The 18311-nt window shown below is 69.8% G+C and carries 20 protein-coding genes; 19 read left to right on the top strand and 1 reads right to left on the bottom strand.

What is annotated here, in order from left to right; translation table 11 throughout:
* Positions 1-5: 5 nt before the first annotated feature.
* The gene (locus tag PK606_RS06545; protein ID WP_324561940.1) at positions 6-506 is read right to left on the bottom strand and encodes a phasin family protein; all 501 of its coding nucleotides are present in this window, start codon (positions 504-506) and stop codon (positions 6-8) included.
* 169 nt (positions 507-675) lie between these two features.
* Here PK606_RS06545 and rfbB point away from each other — a divergent pair, with 169 nt between their 5' ends.
* From rfbB to PK606_RS06450, 19 genes are all read left to right on the top strand, one after another.
* Positions 676-1755, top strand: coding sequence for a dTDP-glucose 4,6-dehydratase (gene rfbB / locus PK606_RS06540; protein ID WP_324561938.1), 1080 nt, complete (start codon positions 676-678; stop codon positions 1753-1755).
* A complete protein-coding gene (gene rfbD, locus PK606_RS06535; RefSeq protein ID WP_324561936.1) occupies positions 1752-2645 on the top strand; it encodes a dTDP-4-dehydrorhamnose reductase in 894 nt (297 codons plus the stop codon). The genes rfbB and rfbD overlap by 4 nt, the downstream gene beginning before the upstream one ends.
* Positions 2646-2668: 23 nt before the next feature.
* Complete coding sequence (gene rfbA / locus PK606_RS06530) at positions 2669-3568, top strand: glucose-1-phosphate thymidylyltransferase RfbA (protein WP_324561933.1); 900 nt, start codon at positions 2669-2671, stop codon at positions 3566-3568.
* Positions 3568-4689 carry a DegT/DnrJ/EryC1/StrS family aminotransferase gene (locus tag PK606_RS06525; RefSeq protein ID WP_324561930.1) on the top strand — a complete coding sequence of 374 codons (1122 nt, stop codon included), beginning with the start codon at positions 3568-3570 and terminating at the stop codon, positions 4687-4689. Before rfbA ends, PK606_RS06525 begins: the two co-directional genes overlap by 1 nt.
* Complete coding sequence (locus PK606_RS06520) at positions 4686-5642, top strand: glycosyltransferase family 2 protein (protein WP_324561928.1); 957 nt, start codon at positions 4686-4688, stop codon at positions 5640-5642. The genes PK606_RS06525 and PK606_RS06520 overlap by 4 nt, the downstream gene beginning before the upstream one ends.
* Entirely contained in the window at positions 5635-6393 is a 759-nt protein-coding gene (locus tag PK606_RS06515; protein ID WP_324561926.1) for a WxcM-like domain-containing protein, read from the top strand. Before PK606_RS06520 ends, PK606_RS06515 begins: the two co-directional genes overlap by 8 nt.
* Complete coding sequence (locus tag PK606_RS06510; RefSeq protein ID WP_324561923.1) at positions 6390-6776, top strand: GtrA family protein; 387 nt, start codon at positions 6390-6392, stop codon at positions 6774-6776. The genes PK606_RS06515 and PK606_RS06510 overlap by 4 nt, the downstream gene beginning before the upstream one ends.
* On the top strand, positions 6773-8629 hold the full coding sequence (locus tag PK606_RS06505) for a hypothetical protein (RefSeq protein ID WP_324561920.1): 1857 nt from the start codon (positions 6773-6775) through the stop codon (positions 8627-8629). The genes PK606_RS06510 and PK606_RS06505 overlap by 4 nt, the downstream gene beginning before the upstream one ends.
* Positions 8630-8658: 29 nt before the next feature.
* A complete protein-coding gene (locus PK606_RS06500; protein ID WP_324561917.1) occupies positions 8659-9669 on the top strand; it encodes an N-acetyltransferase in 1011 nt (336 codons plus the stop codon).
* Positions 9670-9725: 56 nt separating this feature from the next.
* Positions 9726-10283, top strand: a complete 558-nt coding sequence (rfbC, locus tag PK606_RS06495) for a dTDP-4-dehydrorhamnose 3,5-epimerase (RefSeq protein WP_324561915.1) — start codon at positions 9726-9728, stop codon at positions 10281-10283.
* A gap of 49 nt (positions 10284-10332) precedes the next feature.
* Complete coding sequence (locus PK606_RS06490; protein WP_324561912.1) at positions 10333-11076, top strand: glycosyltransferase family protein; 744 nt, start codon at positions 10333-10335, stop codon at positions 11074-11076.
* Positions 11077-11086: 10 nt separating this feature from the next.
* Positions 11087-12253, top strand: coding sequence for an acyltransferase family protein (locus tag PK606_RS06485; RefSeq protein WP_324561910.1), 1167 nt, complete (start codon positions 11087-11089; stop codon positions 12251-12253).
* Positions 12254-12428: 175 nt separating this feature from the next.
* Positions 12429-14171, top strand: a complete 1743-nt coding sequence (gene gspE / locus PK606_RS06480) for a type II secretion system ATPase GspE (protein ID WP_324561908.1) — start codon at positions 12429-12431, stop codon at positions 14169-14171.
* Positions 14164-15399, top strand: coding sequence for a type II secretion system F family protein (locus tag PK606_RS06475; protein ID WP_324561907.1), 1236 nt, complete (start codon positions 14164-14166; stop codon positions 15397-15399). Before gspE ends, PK606_RS06475 begins: the two co-directional genes overlap by 8 nt.
* A gap of 12 nt (positions 15400-15411) precedes the next feature.
* Positions 15412-15873 carry a type II secretion system major pseudopilin GspG gene (gene gspG / locus PK606_RS06470; RefSeq protein WP_324561905.1) on the top strand — a complete coding sequence of 154 codons (462 nt, stop codon included), beginning with the start codon at positions 15412-15414 and terminating at the stop codon, positions 15871-15873.
* Between the two features lie 44 nt (positions 15874-15917).
* On the top strand, positions 15918-16373 hold the full coding sequence (locus PK606_RS06465) for a pilus assembly FimT family protein (protein WP_324561901.1): 456 nt from the start codon (positions 15918-15920) through the stop codon (positions 16371-16373).
* Complete coding sequence (locus tag PK606_RS06460; protein WP_324561899.1) at positions 16370-16771, top strand: type IV pilus modification PilV family protein; 402 nt, start codon at positions 16370-16372, stop codon at positions 16769-16771. Before PK606_RS06465 ends, PK606_RS06460 begins: the two co-directional genes overlap by 4 nt.
* The gene (locus PK606_RS06455; protein ID WP_324561896.1) at positions 16768-17445 is read left to right on the top strand and encodes a prepilin-type N-terminal cleavage/methylation domain-containing protein; all 678 of its coding nucleotides are present in this window, start codon (positions 16768-16770) and stop codon (positions 17443-17445) included. The genes PK606_RS06460 and PK606_RS06455 overlap by 4 nt, the downstream gene beginning before the upstream one ends.
* Positions 17442-18299, top strand: a complete 858-nt coding sequence (locus PK606_RS06450; RefSeq protein ID WP_324561894.1) for a type II secretion system protein GspK — start codon at positions 17442-17444, stop codon at positions 18297-18299. The genes PK606_RS06455 and PK606_RS06450 overlap by 4 nt, the downstream gene beginning before the upstream one ends.
* The last annotated feature ends 12 nt before the right edge of the window (positions 18300-18311 follow it).

The following is an 18311-nucleotide window of genomic DNA, read 5'->3' as shown; positions in this document are numbered from 1 at the left end:
GGTGTTCACGGTGCCGGGCGTTTGCGCTGGGTGCGCCGGGCAGCGGGTGCGCCGGTATTCGATTCGGTCTTTGGCGTGGCCGACCCGTCCAGCGCTTGCTCCAGCCGCTCCACCCGGGCCATCAGATCGGCCCAGGCCTGTGGCGTTGGCATGCCCAGTGCGCCGAGCGCCTGTGCGACACGGCTCTCGAAGATGTGTTCCAGTCCGGGCCAGCGGCCAGCCGCGCGCGTCACGCCCTGGTTGAGCGTCTCCATGCGCTCGGTGAAGGCGTCCATGCGCTGCTGCGCCATGTCCTGGGCTGCGCGCTGCGCGGCAATGCCCTCCTTGACCAGGGCCTCGAAGGCCTTGCTGCCTTCCGCCTGTGCCTTGGCCAGCGCCCCCAGGCCGGCCAGCCAGATGTTGTTGGCGGCGGCCGGATCGGGCGCCGGATGCTCGGCTGGCGCGGACGGTTGCGGCTTGGACGCGGGCGCGGCCGTGGTGCGGGAAGGGCGGGGTTTGGTGGCCAAGATAAGCTCCGTTGGAATGCAGGGACGGCGCCATGAAGACGTGCCCAAACCGGTATTTTCGCTCGGACGCGCGGGCTGGGTGCCCGGATGTCGCAAAATCAACAGCTTTGTTCGAACGGGCCGGGGGACTTTTGTTCCCGCCCTTATCCGGCCTCGGAGGCGACCCAAGATGATTCTGATCACCGGCGGAGCCGGCTTCATCGGCAGCAATTTCGTGCTCGACTGGCTGGCGGCGGGTACCGAGCCTGTTGTCAACCTCGACAAGCTCACCTACGCCGGCAACCTGGCCAACCTGGCCTCGCTGCAAGGCGATGCGCGCCACACTTTCGTGCAGGGCGACATCGGCGACCGGGCGCTGATCGAGCGCCTGCTGGCCGAGCACCGCCCGCGCGCCATCGTCAACTTCGCCGCCGAAAGCCACGTCGACCGCTCCATCCACGGCGCCGAGGACTTCATCGCCACCAACATCGTCGGCACCTTCCGCCTGCTCGAAGCCGCGCGCGGCCACTGGAGCCAGCTGCCTTCTGATGAGAAGACCGCCTTCCGCTTCCTGCACGTCTCCACCGACGAGGTCTATGGCAGCCTGGCCCCGGATGCCCCGGCCTTCACCGAAGAGCACGTCTACGAGCCCAACAGCCCGTATTCGGCCAGCAAGGCCGCCAGCGACCACCTGGTGCGCGCCTGGCACCATACCCACGGCCTGCCGGTGCTCACCACCAACTGCTCCAACAATTACGGCCCGTATCACTTCCCCGAGAAGCTGATCCCGCTAATGATCGTCAACGCCCTGGCCGGCAAAGCCTTGCCCATCTACGGCGACGGCCGGCAGGTGCGCGACTGGCTCTACGTCAGCGACCACTGCAGCGCCATCCGCCGCGTGCTCGAAGCCGGCCGGCCGGGCGAGGTCTACAACATCGGCGGCTGGAACGAGAAGACCAACCTCGAGATCGTCCACACCCTGTGCGAGCTGCTCGACGAACTCCAGCCCTGTGCCAACGGCCAGAGCTACCGCAGCCAGATCACCCACGTCACCGACCGTCCCGGCCACGACCGGCGCTACGCCATCGACGCGCGCAAGATCGAGCGCGAACTCGGCTGGCGCCCGGCCGAGACCTTCGACACCGGCATCCGCAAGACCATCGAGTGGTACCTGGCCCATCCCGACTGGGTCGCCAGCGTGCAAAGCGGCGCCTACCGCGACTGGGTCGCTGCGCAATACGGCGCGGGCGCAGCGGAGCGGGGCGCGTGAGGATCCTGCTGCTGGGCAAGAACGGCCAGCTCGGCTGGGAGCTGCAGCGCAGCCTGGCGCCGCTGGGCGAGCTCGTTGCGCTCGATCGCCAGGGTGCGGACGGCCTGTGCGGCGACCTGGCCGATCTGCAAGGCCTCACCGCCACCGTGCGCCAGCTTCAACCCCAGCTCATCGTCAACGCCGCCGCCTACACCGCCGTCGACCAGGCCGAGCGCGAGCCCGAGCTGGCCCGTCGCATCAATGCCGAAGCCCCCGCCGGGCTGGCGCGCGAAGCCGCGGCCAGCGGCGCGCTCTTGGTGCACTACAGCACCGACTACGTGTTCGACGGCAGCGGCAGCACGCCCTGGCAGGAGGACGACGCCACCGGCCCCTTGAGCGTCTACGGCGCCACCAAGCTCGAAGGCGAGCAGGCCATCGTCCAGTCGGGCTGCAAGCATCTCATCCTGCGCACCAGCTGGGTCTACGCCGCGCGCGGCGGCAACTTCGCTCGCACCATGCTGCGCTTAGGCCAAGAGCGCGAGCGCCTCACGGTCATTGACGACCAGTGGGGCGCGCCCACCGGTGCCGAACTGATCGCCGACGTCACCGCGCACGCCATCGTGCAGACGCGTGCGCAGCCGGCCAAGGCCGGCACCTACCACCTGGCGCCGGCGGGCGAGACCAGCTGGTTCGGCTATGCCAGCCACGTGATCGCCCAGGCCCGCCAGGTGCTGCCCGCGGGCCGCATCAAGGCCACCGAGATCGCCCCCATCCCCAGCAGCGACTACCCCACGCCGGCGCGCCGGCCGCACAATTCGCGCCTGGACACCCGCAGATTGCAGGCCACCTTCGGCCTGCGCCTGCCACCCTGGCCGCAGGGCGTCGAGCGCATGCTGGCCGAAATCCTGTAGAACTGACCCAGACAACCCGATCCATGACCCCCCGCAAAGGCCTCATCCTCGCCGGCGGCTCCGGCACCCGGCTGCACCCGGCCACGCTGGCCATGAGCAAGCAGCTGCTGCCGGTCTACGACAAGCCCATGATCTACTACCCGCTGGCCACCCTGATGCTGGCCGGCATCCGCGACATCCTGGTCATCAGCACGCCGCAGGACACGCCGCGCTTCGAGCAGCTGCTGGGCGACGGCAGCCAGTGGGGCATCAGCCTGAGCTACGCCGTGCAGCCCAGCCCCGACGGCCTGGCGCAGGCCTTCATCATCGGCGAGCGGTTCATCAATGGCGCCCCCAGCGCCCTGGTGCTGGGCGACAACATCTTCTACGGCCACGACTTCGAAGTGCTGCTGTCCAATGCCGACGCCCGCAGCCAAGGCGCCACCGTGTTCGCCTACCACGTGCAGGATCCCGAGCGCTACGGCGTGGTCGCCTTCGACCAGGCCGGCAAGGCCGTCAGCATCGAGGAGAAGCCGACCAACCCCAAGAGCAGCTACGCCGTCACCGGCCTGTACTTCTACGACCGCCAGGTGGTCGAGATCGCCAAGGCGGTCAAGCCCAGCGCCCGCGGCGAGCTGGAGATCACCGCGGTCAACGACGCCTACCTGCAGCAAGGCCAGCTCAACGTGCAGATCATGCAGCGCGGCTACGCTTGGCTCGACACCGGCACCCACGACAGCCTGCTGGACGCCGGCCAGTTCATCGCCACGCTGGAGCGCAGGCAGGGGCTGAAGATCGCCTGCCCGGAGGAAGTGGCCTGGCGCAAGGGCTTCATCGACAGCGCGCAGCTGGAACAGCTGGCGCAGCCGCTGGCCAAGAGCGGCTATGGGGATTACCTGATGCGGCTGCTGATCCAGCAGGCGCCGCGGCGGGGCCGCATGTGATGGCGCCACCGCCCCTTGCCAACGTCCCGCTGTTCTCGGCCGAGGCGGCCGCGTTCGGGCTCGACCTGGGCCAGGTGCTGCACGAGGTGCTGGACAGCCAGCGCTACATCCTCGGCCCGCAGGTGCAGGCCTTCGAGCGTGCGTTTGCAGCCTACGTCGGCGTGGCGCATGCGGTGGGCGTGGCCAACGGCACCGATGCGCTGGAGCTGGCCTTGCGGGCGCTGGGCGTCGGGCCCGGCCAGCGCGTGGTGACGGTGGCCAATGCCGGCTTCTACGGTTCGACGGCGGTCCGGGCGGTCGGTGCCACGCCGCTGTACGTGGACGTGGACGAGGCCACGCTGACGCTGTCGCCCGCCGCGCTGCGGCAGGTGCTGGCCACGCAGGCGGTGGGCGCGGTCATCGTCACCCATTTGTATGGCCAGCTGGCCGACATGGCGGCCATCGCGGCGCTGTGCCAGCAGGCGGGCGTGGCGTTGATCGAGGATTGCGCGCAGGCGCACGGTGCCCGGCGCGATGGCCGCTGCGCCGGCGCCTGGGGTGAGATCGGCTGCTTCAGCTTCTACCCGACCAAGAATCTCGGCGCCCTGGGCGATGGCGGCGCCCTGGTGACCGACGATGCGGCGCTGGCCGAGCGCCTGCGCAGCCTGCGCCAGTACGGCTGGCGTGCCAAGTACGAGGTGGTGCTGCCGGACGGCTGCAACAGCCGGCTTGACGAGCTGCAGGCGGCGGTGCTGGGCGCCAAGCTGCCGCGTCTCGATGCCGCCAATGCCGAGCGCCGGGCCATTGCCGTGCGCTACCAGCGGGCCTTCGCCGATCTGCCGCTGCGCCTGCCGGCTTCGACCGGCGAAGACCACGTCATGCACCTCTATGTCGTGCGCACGGCGCGCCGCGCCGCCCTGCGGGCACACCTCGCGGCCGCCGGCGTGGCCACCGACATCCACTACCCGATCGCCGATCACCTGCAGCCGCTGCTGGTCGCTGAAGCTGAGCCACCCGCCTTGCCGGCGAGCGAGGCCGCCTGCGCCGAGGTGCTGACGCTGCCCTGCTTTCCCGGCCTGCGAGATGAACAGGTCCAACGCGTGATCGACGCCGTGCGCGGCTTCCACGAGGGCGGTGCATGAGGGACCTCAGCCTCGTCATCCCGGTCTACCGCAACGAGGCCTCGCTGCCCGACCTGCTGGCTGCGCTGCACGGCCTGAACCGGCAGCTCGATGACCGGCTGGAAGTGGTGTTCGTGGTCGATGGCAGCCCCGATCGCTGTTTCGAGGTCCTGCGCGAGCGACTGCCGGTGCAGCCGTTTGCCGCCACGCTGGTGCTGCTGTCGCGCAACTTCGGCTCGTTTGCCGCCGTGCGCACCGGGCTGGCGCAGGCCACCGGGCGCTTCTTTGCCGTCATGGCGGCAGATCTGCAGGAGCCCCCCGAACTGGCCGCGCAGATGTTCGAGATGCTGCAGTCGCACCCGGTCGACGTCGTGGTCGGCGTGCGCACGGCGCGCGAGGACCCGGCGCTGCAGCGCTGGCAGGCCAACCTGTTCTGGGCCGCCTACCGGCGCTGGGTGGTGCCCGAGATGCCGCCCGGCGGGGTCGACGTGTTCGCCTGCAACCAGGCCTTCCGCGATGCGCTGCTGGCGCTGGAGGAGCGCCGCAGCTCGCTGATCGCCCAGATCTTCTGGCTCGGCTTCCGGCGTGCCGAGCTGCCCTACGCGCGGCGCGCACGCCAGCACGGCGAATCGGCCTGGACCTGGCGCAAGAAGCTGTCCTACCTGGCCGACAGCGTGTTCGCCTTCACCGACCTGCCGATCCGCGCCCTGCTGCTGGCCGGCAGCGTCGGCGTGCTGGCGGCCAGCGTGGTCGGCCTGCTGGCCGTGCTGGGCCGGCTGATGGGCTGGATCGCCGTGCCCGGCTACGCCATGACCATGGTGGCGATCCTGTTCTTCGGTGCGCTCAACCTGCTCAGCCTGGGGATCGTCGGCTCCTACGCCTGGCGCGCCTACGAGAACACCAAGCAGCGCCCGCAGGCGCTGATGCTGTCGGTGCAGCGTTTCGCCGATCGGGGAGCGCGGGGTGATGGCTGAGGTGCGGATCCATCCCTCGGCAGTGGTGCAGGGCCAGCTGCTGGGCAGCGACGTGCGGGTCGGCGCGCTGGCCTGCGTGGCTGCGGGCGCGGTCATCGAGGCGGGCGTGCAGGTGGGCGAGGGCGCGCTGGTGGGCGCCGGCGTGCGTGTCGGCGCACGGGCCCGGGTCGAGCCCGGCGCGGTGGTCACGCGCGACGTGCCGCCCAATGCGGTGGTGCAGGGCCACCCGGCGGTCATCGTCGGCTACGTCGATGCCCCTGCGCCCCTGCCGCAGCAGCGTGCCGCGGCTGCGCTTGAGCCGGGCGTGCAGGCCAGCCGCGTGCGCGGCGTACAACTGCACACGCTGCGCGAGGTGCAGGACATGCGCGGCTTCCTGTGCGCCACCGAAGTCGGGCAGGGCCTGCCCTTCGTGCCGCAGCGCTGCTTCTGGGTCTACGCCGTGCCCAACCAGCAGATCCGCGGCGAGCACGCGCACCGCCAGTGCGGGCAGTTCCTGTTGGCGGTGAAGGGCCAGCTGCGCGTGGTGGCCGACGACGGCGCGCAGCGCGAGGAGTTCTGGCTCGACCGCCCGCACCTTGGTCTCTACCTGCCGCCCATGACCTGGGGCATTCAGTACGGCTATTCCGAGGACGCAGTGCTGATGGTGCTGGCCTCCGATCCCTACGATCCGCAGGACTACATCCGCGACTACGAGGAGTTCATGCGTCACGTGCGGAGCGCCCATCAGCCGGCCAGGGAGCCCTCGGCGTGAGCCCGCAGTCGGTTCTGCCGCGCTACCTGATCGCCGGGGCGCTCAACACCTTGCTGAGCTATCTGCTCTATCTCGCCTTGCTGCCGGCCGCCGGTTACCGGGTTTCCTATGTGGTGTCTTTCCTGGCCGGCATTGCCGGATCCTTCGTGCTGTTGCGCTTCGCCGTGTTCAAGGCGCCGGGGCGGCGGCTGTCGGGCATCTACGTGACGGCCAGCCACCTGATCCAGCTGGGCCTGGGCCTGGCGATCGTGGAAGCCTGGGTGTCGCTCCTGCACGGGCCACCGGCACTGGCGGCGCTGGTGGCGATCGCGATCTGCGTCCCGCTGATGTTTCTCGCGCAGCGCTGGATCTTCATGTCCGGTCGCCAAAGGGGCAAGCCTTGAGCCGGCCGCCGGGACACGCGAGCTGGCAACGCCTGGTCCTGGCGCTGCCCGTGCTGATGCTGGCAGCCAACGCGCTGGCCTGGTTGCGCTTCGGCACCGATCTGCCCTTCTACGACGACTGGACCGCGTACGCGCGCGGCAACATCGAATCGCTGGAGTGGCGCCGGCTGTTCCGGGCCGAGAACAACACCATGGCGCCGCTCGGGCTGGCGCTCGATGCGCTGGCCCAGCGCTGGCTCGACGGCAATACCATCGCCTATCAGCTGCTTTCCATGCTCGTGGTGCTGGGCTCCTTGCTGTGGCTTCAATGGCGGCTGCTGAGCTGGGCGGTGAGCGACCCGTCGGTGCGCAGCGTGGCGTTCGCGTTCACCCTGCCGATGCTGCAGACGCACACCTACTGGGGCGCGCAGAACCTGGCCTATCACCAGGCGCTGCCGCTGGTGTTCCTGCTCACCGCCCTGCACATCATCCTGCTGGGCCGCTGGCGCGGGCTGATCGCCGGCACGCTGAGCTTCGTGCTCGCCCTGCTGGCCGGGCTCTCGTACATCTCGGGAGCGTTTGCAGGCCTGGCTGCCGGCGTCGGCCTGCTGCTGATGGCAGCGCGAGCTTCGCTGGATCCGCCATTGCGCCCGCGGCTGCGGCAGGGCGGTACCGGCCTGCTGATGGGCGGCCTGCTGACGGCTGCATTGCAGTTCTACGCGACCCGGGTGGCGCCGGACACCGATGGTTCGCGCCGCATTCCCCTGGCTTGGCCGCATGAATCTGATTTCTGGATCTACCTGATCGGCAAGGTGGGGCGCAGCTTCGGTCGTGGCTACGAGGCGGTCGGCGTCGAAATGGCCTTCGCATTCGCGCTCGGCACCCTGCTGCTGGCAATCGCCGTGGTGCTCGCGTTCGGCTGCTGGCGGCGTCGCGACCTGGCCACCGAGCGGATGACGGCGGTGTACCTGCCGCTGTTCCTGATCGTCACCACCTACCTGTCGCTGGTGTCGCTGGGCCGCGCCGGCTACCGCGATCCCGAGGTCCAGGGCATGGTGGCCGTTTTCCTGCATGCCTATCAGCGTTTCCATTTCTTCTGGGTGACCTTGCTGCTGCCGTGGCTGGTGGCGGGCCTGCCCTGGCTCTGGCACCGGTTTTCCCGCCCGTCCCGGTCGGCGCCGGGCAGCCGCGGCCCCTGGCTGCTCGGCGTCGCCGTCGCCGGCCTGCTGTTGGGCTTCACGCGCGAGCTGTTCGACGTGACCAGCTATTACCGCGACACCGGCCAGGCGCGCGCCGCCGATATCCGCTGCTTCAGCCGCCAGCTCGGAACCGGGGCGCCGATCCAGTGCCCGGGGTCCTCGACGATGGCCGACTGGACGCCCGCCTACCGCCATGCGCGCCAGCTCGGGGCGTCCTTCGTGCGCTACCTGCCGATCGTCGAGCACGAGCCACCCCGCCAATGGCTGCTCGACTGGCCGCAGGCGCCGGTCCGTGGCCAGCTCGATTGGCACCAGCTGGAACCGGTCGCCGGTGGCCCCGAGTATGCGGCGGGCGTGGATCCGCAGGTGGTGTTCACCAGCAGTGACCGCCAGGCGTTCGATCGCTGCCTGATCCTGGAAGTGCAGGTTCGGCTGCGCCCATCCGCGGCATCCGGGGTGCAGGTGTTCGTCCAGCCCCGGGGCAGTGCCGGGTTTACCGAGATCGACTCGCAGCTCAAGCATGTGACGACGACCGACCAGGCCGTGGAGCGGCATTTCTTGTTCGAGCGCACCCAAGGGTTCGAGCCGGTGCTGCGCATCGACCCGGTCGATGGCGTCAGCGGCGTGCAGCTGCATGCCCTGCGGGCCGCCTGCCGCCTGTCGGCGGCGGATTGAATGTTCGTGATCGAAAGCAGGAGACCCACATGGCGACACACACCACAGCCACAGCGTCAGGATCGGATGGCGCGCAGGCCGACCAGCTGCGGCAGGCGCGCGATCCGGCCACGCCACCCGAAGCCCTTGCGCGGCTGGCGCAGGCCGAGGACGAGGTGGTGCGCGCCGCGGTGGCGCTGCACCGGTCCACGCCGGCGCCGGTTCTGGCCAGGCTGCTGGCTGATCCCAGCCCCTGGGTGGCCGATTGCGCCCGCCAGCGCAACGAGCGCGATGGGGGGGCGCCCGCGATCCATCCCACCGCCATCGTCCACCCGCGCGCGCGCCTCGGCGCCGACGTGGTGATCGGGCCGTTCACCGTGGTGCACGACCGCGTGCAACTGGCCGAGGGCGTCATCGTCGGATCGCACTGCGAACTCGGGCATCCGGCCCATGATCCCGAGCAGGGCGGCACGCTGCGCATCGGCCGGCAGTCGCTGATCCGCTCGCACAGCGTGTTCTACGAGGGCTCGAGCTTCGGCGACCACCTGGTCACCGGCCACCGGGTCAGCGTGCGCGAGCGGACGCAGGCCGGACCGGGGTTGCAGATCGGCACGCTGAGCGACATCCAGGGCCATTGCCAGTTCGGCGACTACGTGCGGCTGCACAGCAACGTGCACATCGGCCAAGGCTCGGTCATCGGCAACTACGTCTGGATCTTTCCCTACGTGGTCCTCACCAACGATCCGCATCCCCCCAGCGAAGTGCGCATGGGCGTAGTGGTCGAGGACTACGTCGCCATCGCGACCATGTCCGTCGTCCTGCCGGGCATCACGATCGGGCAGGGGGCGCTGGTCGGTGCCCACAGCTCGGTGGCGCGCCAGGTGCCGGCCGACACGGTGGTGGTCGGCGTGCCGACCCGCATCGTCGGCAGCACGCACGACATCAAGCTCCGGGATGGCTCCGGCGCCAGCGCCTATCCGTGGCGCCGGCATTTCCACCGCGGCTACCTGCCGGAAACGGTGGCGCGCTGGATCGCCGAGTTCACGCCGAACCAGAATTGAGCAGCGCGCAACGGTGCCGCGATTGCGGCATGCAAGCACTATAGACTCGAGCCATCATGCATGTGACGCCCACCGCCATCGCCGGAGTGCTGATCCTCGAGCCGCGCGTATTCGGCGACGACCGCGGTTTCTTCATGGAAAGCTACAACCGCCGGGGATTTGCCGCCGCGACCGGCAGCGACATCGATTTCGTCCAGGACAACCACAGCCGCAGCCGCAAAGGCGTGCTGCGCGGCCTGCATTACCAGTTGAAGCAGCCGCAGGGCAAGTTGGTGCGGGTCGTCAACGGCGCGGTCTTCGATGTCGCGGTGGACATCCGCCGGGGCTCCTCCACCTTCGGTCGCTGGGTTGGCGTCGAGCTGAGCACCGACAACCACCGGCAACTCTGGGTGCCGGCTGGCATGGCCCACGGTTTCTTGGTCCTGAGCGATACCGCAGACGTCCTCTACAAGACCACCGAATACTACGCGCTCGAGCATGAGCGCTGCATCGTCTGGAACGATCCCGCCATCGGCATCGACTGGCCGCTGGTCGCCCACGGCATCGAGTCGCCACTGCTGTCCGAAAAGGACCGCCTGGGTTCTTGCCTGGCACAGGCCGAGCTGCTGGCCTGATCCTGGCCTCCTGTTTCCCGGAACAAGTGTGCAGATCACTGCCTCGCTCGTGAGTCACGGTCACGCTGACGAAGTGGCGGCGCTGCTGGCGCAGATGGCGGCGCTCGGCGGCTTGCGCCCGCGCCGTGTCATCCTGACGCTCAACCTGCCCGCGCCCGCGCTGGCCTCGGCAGTGCGGGCGCGCGACTGGCCGTTCGCGCTCGAGCTGGTGGTCAACGATGTGCCGGTCGGTTTCGGCACCAACCACAACCGCGCCTTTGCCCGGGACCGTGTGCTCGGGGGCAGCGACGCGTTTGCCGTCATCAATCCGGACATCCGGTTGCTGGGCAATCCCTTCATCCCGATGGTCGAGGTGTTCCGCTCCCGACCCGCAGCGGGCTGCGTGTACCCGCGCCAGATCGACCGCCATGGCCGGCAGCAGGACAGCGAGCGGCTGCTCCCGACGCTGCGCCGGCTCCTGCGTCGCCATGTCGGCGGACGTCGGCACGAGGTCGCCGACGGCGCCCGGCCGGACTGGGTCAATGCCGCGTTCCTGCTGCTCAGAAGGCAGGCCTACGCCGAGGTGCAGGGGTTCGACGAGCGCTACCACATGTATTGCGAGGACGTGGATCTGTGCTTGCGGCTGCAGCTGCGGGGCTGGCAGCTGCTGCGGGCGGATGCCGCCGTGGTCGAGCACCGTGCCGAGCGCGCCAGCCACCGCCTGCTGTCGCATCTGGGCTGGCATCTGCGAAGCCTGGCGCGCCTGTGGCGCTCCAGTGCCTACAGAGACTATCGCGCGCTTCACCGACCCTGACACTGGCGCCGTGGCGAAGAACAAACCTGCCCTCAAGCGCAATTTCGGACTGGATTTGCTGCGCTCCGTGGCCATCAGCATCGTGCTGATCAACCATGCCTTCATCGGGTTTTTCCTGGCCAATGGGGCCGCGCGATGGGAGGGCTGGAAAACCGCCTGGAGTGCCTCTGCCGTCTTCTCCATCGAGTGGCTGTTCATCCTGAGCGGTTTCCTGATCGGCTCGATGATGATTCGCAGCTTCGAAACCCGCAGCACCTGGTGGGGGCGTGCCAGGGACTTCTGGCTGCGGCGATGGTTTCGCACTCTGCCGAACTACTACCTGTTCCTGCTGGTCAACGTGCTGCTGGTCGCCTGGGGCATCGCGGAGGGGCGTTTCAGCTTCAAGTTCGTGGTGTTCTCGCAGAACCTGGCCTGGGCCGAAGATCAGCCGCTGTTCTTCGCCGAGGCCTGGTCGCTGGCGCTCGACGAGTGGTTTTACTTCGTCATGCCGCTGCTGCTGGGCATCGCCGGGCTGCTCATCGGCTCCTGGGGGCAGCGCGCGTTCTTCATCGTCGCCTTGCTGCTGATCGCCGTGCCGACGGTCTTGCGCTTCACGGTGGCCCCTGCGGCGGGGTTCTTCGAATGGGACGCACACATCCGGCGCGTCACCGTTATGCACCTCGATGCGACCGGGTGGGGCGTGTTGGCGGCAATCCTCAGCAAGTGGCAGCCTCAATGGTGGGCGCGGCGCGCCGGTACCAAGGCTGTGCTGGGAGCCCTGCTCACCCTGGGTGCGGTGGTCGCCATGTTCTCCTTCATGCTGCACGACTGGCGCTGGCTGGCCGGTGGCTGGCTGAACGACACGCTGCTCATCGCCATGCCCGCCATCGGCGTGGTGCTGCTGCTGCCGTGGCTGACCAGCCTGCAGGTCAGGGCGCGCTGGGCCCTCTGGCTGGCGGCCAGGGTCGGCGACTATTCCTACTCGGTTTACCTGAGCCACTTTCCGCTGGTCTGGGTCTTCAACTGGGGCATGAGGCAGGCCGGGCTGGACTTCGCCGCCTGGTCCTGGGTCATCGTGGCGCTCTGGGTGCTCACGGTGTTCGCCGTTTCGGCGCTGGTGTTCCACTCCTTCGAGAAGCCCTTGTCCGACCTGCGCGAACGCTTCACCCGACGCGTACAGGCCGGCCCGTTCGGCTGAATTCCCCGCAGTCCGCGGGGCCGGCGCTGCAGTCCACGCCCCAAGGCTGACCGGCCTGCCGGGCTGCCACTGGTGAAAGGGGCGAGGATGCTAGCATTGCCTACTCGCCTCGCGCCGGCATGGCAATCTGTCGCCGGCCCTGATCCATGGCTTCTCCCTGCAATCCCATCGCCTCATGTCTGACGCTTCGCCGTTGACGGAACCCACGCCGGACCACCCATCCGACGGCGCGGATCCCTGGCAGCACTTCGGTGACATCCTGGTTCGCGCCGGCAAGCTCGGCTCGCGCGACCTCGAGCGTGCCATGGCGGCGCAGCGCGAGATCGGCGGCTCGCTCGATCGCGTGCTGGTCAGTCTCGGCCTGGTGTCCGAGACCGATGCAGCGCGCGCGCTGGCAGAGCACCTGGGCCTGCCGTTCGTCGCTGCCGAGGCCTTCCCCGACCTCCTGCCCGAGCCCGAAGGCCTGCTGCCCGAGTTCCTGAAAGCCCATCACGTGCTCCCCCTGGGGGCAGAGGACGGGCGTCTGGACGTGGTGATGGCGGCGCCGCAGGACGCCTTCGTGCTCAAGGCACTGGGCCTGACCACCGGGCTTGCCGTGCGACCCGGCGTCGGCGTGCCCAGCGACATCGACAAAGCCCTGACGCGCCTGCTCGACGAGCAGCCGGAGATCGAGCAGGGCGGCGAGGGTATCGACATCGAGGGCGAGGCGGGCGATTTCGTCGAGCACCTGCGCGACCTGGCCAGCGAGGCGCCGGTCATCCGCCTGGTCAATTCGCTGATCGGCCGCGTGATCGAGATGCGCGCCTCCGACATCCACCTGGAACCCTTCGACGACGGCCTGCACGTGCGCTACCGCGTCGATGGCGTGTTGCACCCGGAGGAGGTAGTCCCCACGCGCCTGGGCGCCGCCGTATCCTCGCGCGTCAAGCTGCTGGCGCACCTGGACATTGCCGAGCGCCGGCTGCCGCAGGACGGTCGCATCAAGACCCGGGTCAAGGGCCGCGAGCTCGACCTGCGCGTCTCCACCGTGCCCACCGTGCACGGCGAGAGCGTGGTCATGCGCGTGCTCGACCGCGCCAGCGTGCGCTTCAGCCTGGAGGACATGGGCTTCGAACAGGACACCCTGGCGCGCTTCAACCAGCTCATCGCCCGCCCGCACGGCATCCTGCTGGTCACCGGCCCCACCGGCTCCGGCAAGACCACCACGCTGTACGCCGCGCTGGCCAAGCTCGACTCGAGCACGCAGAAGATCATCACCGTCGAGGATCCGGTCGAGTACCAGCTCGAGGGCATCAACCAGATCCAGGTCCACACCCAGATCAACCTGACCTTCGCCAACGCGCTGCGCTCGATCCTGCGCCAGGACCCCGACATCATCATGATCGGCGAGATGCGCGACGGCGAGACGGCGCAGATCGCGGTGCAATCGTCGCTGACCGGCCACCTGGTGCTGTCCACCCTGCACACCAACACCGCCGCCAGCGCCGTGGTGCGCATGCAGGACATGGGGGTGGAGGGCTACCTGATCACCTCCACCGTCAACGGCGTGCTGTCGCAGCGCCTGGTGCGGCGCCTGTGCCAGCACTGCAAGGCGCCGGTCCAGCCGACCCCCGAACTGCTGCAGAGCTCGGGCCTGGGCCGCTTCGTCGCGCCCGGCAAGCCGATCCACGAGGCGCGCGGCTGCCAGCACTGCCGCGGTACCGGCTACCAGGGCCGCACCGGCATCCACGAGCTGCTGGTGGTCGATGAGGCCCTGCGCAGCGCCATCCTGCAGGGTCACGACGCCAGCGCGCTGCAGCAGCTGGCGATCAAGGCCGGCATGCACACGCTGTACGAGGACGGGCTGCGCAAGGTGGCGGCCGGCGTCACCAGCCTCGACGAGCTGCTGCGCGTGACGCAGGACCAGAGCGATGCCTGAATTCGCCTGGCGCGCCGCCCAGGCCGATGGGCATCTGGTCGAGGGCCGGACCGAAGCCGCCGCCGCCGATGCCGTGCTGCGCCAGCTGCGCGAACGTGGCCTGACCCCGATCCGCGTCGAATCGACGGCGGCGGCGGAGCAGGCCGGCGCGGCGGGCGCGCCCGGCAGGGCGCGGCGCCGCGTCGACCGCGGACCGGTCAACCGCGCCGACGTGCTGGCTTTCACCAGCGAACTGTCGATCATGCTGCGCGCCGGCCTGGCGCTCGACAATGCCCTGCGCGTGCTGATCGAGATGGCCCACAAGCCCAGCGTCAGGACGCTGCTGGAAGGCATTCTGGAAGACGTCAAGGGCGGCGCGCCCTTCAGCCGCGCGCTGTCCGGCCATCGCGAGCTGTTCGGCGACTTCTACATCAACATGGTGCGCTCGGGCGAGGTCAGCGGCCAGATGTCGCTGGTGCTCGAGCGCCTGGTCGAGCACCTGGAGCGGCTGCGCGCGTTGCGCGAAAGCGTGGTCTCGGCCACCATCTACCCAACCATCCTGCTGGCCGTGGCGGTGCTGTCGCTGGTGGTCATGCTCGGCTTCGTGGTGCCGCAGTTCAAGACCCTGTTCTCCGACCTGGGCGACGGCCTGCCGCTGCCCACGCGCATCGTCATGGGGCTGGGCGACGCGTTCCGGCAGTACGGCTGGGGCATCGCCATCGGCTTCGCGCTGCTGCTGCTGCTGGCCCGGCGCTGGCTGCGCACCGCGGCGGGGCGCCAGTGGTGGCAGAACCTGGCGCTGCGCATGCCGATCATCGGCACCTTGCTCTACAAGTACGACCTGACCCTGTTCTCGCGCTCGCTCGGCACCCTGCTGGGCAACGGCGTGCCGCTGCTCACCGCGCTGCAGATCGCCACCGACACCGTCGGCAACGCCAACCTGCGCGACCGGTTGGCGAAAATGGCGCCCATGGTCAAGGGTGGCGGCCGCATGGTCGCGGCCATGACCGCCACCCGCAGCTTTGAACCTTTGGCCATCAACCTGATCCGAGTGGGGGAGGAAACCGGCCGCATCGGTCCCATGATGCTCGAGTTGGCCAACCTGCTGAGCCGCGACGTCGAAACCGGCATCAAGCGTGCCCTGACCCTGCTCGAACCCATTCTCATCCTGGTGCTGGGGGTGCTGGTGGCTGCCATCATCGTCTCCATCCTGATGGGTATCCTGTCCGTCAACGAACTCGCCGTCTAGAAGATTCCAACCATGATCCTGTCCGCCATCCGACTATCCCATCTGCTCCCGCAGCGTGCGCAGCGCCGCCGCGCACGGGGCTTCACCCTGATCGAACTGCTGGTCGTGATGGCCATCCTGGCGCTGCTGATCGGCCTGGTCGGGCCCAACGTGATGAAGCAGTTCGGCAGCGCCAAGTCCAAGACCGCTGCCACTCAGATCTCCGAGATCGACAAGGCGCTGGAGATCTTCCGCCTCGACACCGGCCGCTACCCCAGCACCGCCGAGGGCCTGCAGGCGCTGGTCACCCAGCCCGGCTCGGTCAGCGGCTGGAACGGTCCCTACCTCAAGGGCGGCCTGCCCAACGATCCCTGGGGCAACCCCTATCGCTATGCCAACCCCGGTCCCAACGGCGGCATCGAGATCCTCTCGCTCGGCGGTGACAACGCGCCCGGTGGCGACGGCGAGAACGCCGACCAGCGCAACCGCCAGTGAACGCCGCGGCCGCTTGCGCGCGCCGTGAATCCCCGATGTCTGCCTTGCCGCTGCGCCCCGCCCGCGGCTTCACCCTGGTGGAGTTGCTGGTGGTGTTCGCCGTGCTGGCCTTGCTGCTGGGCCTGACGCCGATCGCCTTCGAGCGCCTGCAGATGGCCGCGCGCTACCGCGAGACCGTGCGCAACATCAGCACCGACATGCGCTCGGCCCGTCACCTGGCGCAAAGCTCGGGCGCCGATGCGCGCTTCGTCGTCGACCTGAGCCAGCGCAGCTACGGGGTCGAGGGCCAGCCGCCGCACCGCATGCCCGAGGGGCTGGAGATACGTGCCGTGATGGCCGACCAGGAGACCTCGGCCGACGGCCGGATGGGCATCCGCTTCCTGCCGCGCGGTGGCGCCAGCGGCGGCAGCGTCGACGTGCTGCGGCCTTCGGGCAGCGGCGTGCGCCTGCGCGTCGACTGGTTCTCTGGCCGCGTCGAGCAGGAGCCGGTCAAGCGATGAAGCCACGCGCACGCGGATTCTCGCTGCTCGAGGTGCTGGTCGCCTTCAGCATCATGGCGCTGTCGCTGGGCGTGCTGTATCGCGCACTCGGCGGCTCTGCCAGCCAGACCGGCGCGCTCACTCGCTACGAGGGCGCCACGCTGCTCAGCCAGTCGCTGCTCGACGCCTACGACAGCCTGCCGCCCGGCGGCGTCAGCGCCGCCGGCGAATCGGCCGGCTATGGCTGGCAGGCCCAGTCGCAGCCGATCGCCACGCCCGCCAACGCCAATCCGCAGGCGGTGCGCTTGCACGAGTTGCGCCTGACGGTGCACTGGGTCGAGGGCGCGCGCGAGCGTGCGCTGGAATTGCTCACCCTGCGGCCGGAGCGCAAGCCCGAGCCCGGAGGCCGCCTCCCATGACGTCGTCGCCGCAGCGCCGCTCGCAGGCCGGCTTCACGCTGGTCGAGGTCCTGATCGCGCTCAGCCTGCTGGCGGTGCTGATGCTGCTGCTGACCGGCGCTCTGCGCTCCGCCGGCCAGACCGAAACCCGGGTCGATCAGCGGCTCCAGCAGGCCGACGAATTGCGCGTGGCGCAGTATTTCCTGCGCGATGTGCTGCGCCGTGCCTCGGTCCGGCCGGCCGCCGTCGGGGGCGCCGGCGCCGGCACCCAGCCGCTGTTTGCCGCCGGCCCGACCGAGCTGGCCTGGGTCGGCGTGCTGCCGGGCGGCTACGGCATCGGCGGCCGCCACTTCCTGCGCCTGGCCATCGAACCCGCCGGCGGCGCCAGCGCGCTGGTGCTGCGCTACCTGCCCTGGTCCGACCTGCAGTCCTTCCCCGACTGGTCGCAGGCGCAGGCCCAGGTGGTCGTGCCGCAGGCCGACGGCCTGGGCCTGCGCTACCTGGACGACCGCAGCGGCCAGTGGAACGATGCGTGGCCAGCCAGGACGGGCAACGCCGAATGGAACCTGCCCGGTGCGATCGAACTGCAGCTGGCCACTGCTGCCACCGCCTGGCCGGTGCTGGTGGTGCGCCTGGCGGCGCTGCCGGCGTCCGACCCGACTGCCAGCGGCTTCGTGATGGCGGGCGGCCGATGAGCGAGCGTATCCCGGCATTGGTGCGCCGTCCGGCGCGCCGTCGCCCGCGCGGCATGGCGCTGATTGCCGTGCTGTGGGTGCTGGCCGCCTTCGGTGTGCTGGTGGCCAGCCTGGGCTACACAGTGCGCCAGCAGGCCCGGCTGGTGAGCGGCGAACGCGATGCCGTGGTGGCCCAGGCGTTGGCCGACGGCGCCATCCAGCTCGCCCTGCAGCAGCTGCAGCTCTCGCAGCAGCTGCCCGAGCAGCTGCTGCGCAGCAGCATCGACTTCGCCGGCCACAGCATCGCCGTCACCGTCCAGCCCTTGTCCGGCCTGATCGACCTCAACGCCGCCCCGCCTCCGCTGCTGTCGCAGCTGCTGCGGGTGGCTGGCGGCTTGCCGCCTGGCGCCGCCGACGAGCTGGCGCAGCGACTGGTCGAGTGGCGTGGCGGCCGACCCGGCGGTGGCGAGCCCTGGCGCTTCGAAGCCGTCGAGGACCTGCTGCTGGTGCCCGGCGTCGACTACCCGCTGTACCAGCGCCTGCGCCTCCTGGTCAGCGCCGATGCCAGGGGCGGCGACACCGTCGCACCGCTGGCGGCCCTGCCCGACGTGCTCGCCGTGCTGGCCGACGGCGACGCCGGGCGGGCGGCGCAGATCGCCGCCGCCCGCGACAGCGGCCAGCCGGGCATCGACCTCAGCACCCTCGATCCGCGCCTCGCCGGCGGCGGCTCGGCCGACCGTTTCCGCATCCAGGCCGAGGTCCCGCTCGATACAGGCAAAATAGCGACCTTTGTCCGCACCGTCCTGATGCGGCAGGGCGTGGCCGGCATTCCCTGGCGCACCCTGCATGCGGAACGCGGCATCATTGCGCCCTGACGGTCCGCAGCT

This window comes from Ottowia sp., from assembly GCF_035444425.1.
Classification (GTDB): Bacteria; Pseudomonadota; Gammaproteobacteria; order Burkholderiales; family Burkholderiaceae_C; genus Ottowia.
The sequence above is the reverse complement of the archived record's forward strand: the minus strand, read 5'-3'. Positions and strand labels throughout refer to the sequence as shown.

What these genes read in the sequence shown, in the direction of transcription:
- rfbB (WP_324561938.1), top strand. Translation starts at nt 676, where the DNA reads ATGATTCTGATCACCGGCGGAGCCGGCTTCATCGGCAGCAATTTCGTG.
- rfbA (WP_324561933.1), top strand. Translation starts at nt 2,669, where the DNA reads ATGACCCCCCGCAAAGGCCTCATCCTCGCCGGCGGCTCCGGCACCCGG.
- PK606_RS06525 (WP_324561930.1), top strand. Translation starts at nt 3,568, where the DNA reads ATGGCGCCACCGCCCCTTGCCAACGTCCCGCTGTTCTCGGCCGAGGCG.
- PK606_RS06520 (WP_324561928.1), top strand. Translation starts at nt 4,686, where the DNA reads ATGAGGGACCTCAGCCTCGTCATCCCGGTCTACCGCAACGAGGCCTCG.
- PK606_RS06515 (WP_324561926.1), top strand. Translation starts at nt 5,635, where the DNA reads ATGGCTGAGGTGCGGATCCATCCCTCGGCAGTGGTGCAGGGCCAGCTG.
- PK606_RS06500 (WP_324561917.1), top strand. Translation starts at nt 8,659, where the DNA reads ATGGCGACACACACCACAGCCACAGCGTCAGGATCGGATGGCGCGCAG.
- rfbC (WP_324561915.1), top strand. Translation starts at nt 9,726, where the DNA reads ATGCATGTGACGCCCACCGCCATCGCCGGAGTGCTGATCCTCGAGCCG.
- gspE (WP_324561908.1), top strand. Translation starts at nt 12,429, where the DNA reads ATGTCTGACGCTTCGCCGTTGACGGAACCCACGCCGGACCACCCATCC.
- PK606_RS06475 (WP_324561907.1), top strand. Translation starts at nt 14,164, where the DNA reads ATGCCTGAATTCGCCTGGCGCGCCGCCCAGGCCGATGGGCATCTGGTC.
- gspG (WP_324561905.1), top strand. Translation starts at nt 15,412, where the DNA reads ATGATCCTGTCCGCCATCCGACTATCCCATCTGCTCCCGCAGCGTGCG.
- PK606_RS06460 (WP_324561899.1), top strand. Translation starts at nt 16,370, where the DNA reads ATGAAGCCACGCGCACGCGGATTCTCGCTGCTCGAGGTGCTGGTCGCC.
- PK606_RS06455 (WP_324561896.1), top strand. Translation starts at nt 16,768, where the DNA reads ATGACGTCGTCGCCGCAGCGCCGCTCGCAGGCCGGCTTCACGCTGGTC.
- PK606_RS06450 (WP_324561894.1), top strand. Translation starts at nt 17,442, where the DNA reads ATGAGCGAGCGTATCCCGGCATTGGTGCGCCGTCCGGCGCGCCGTCGC.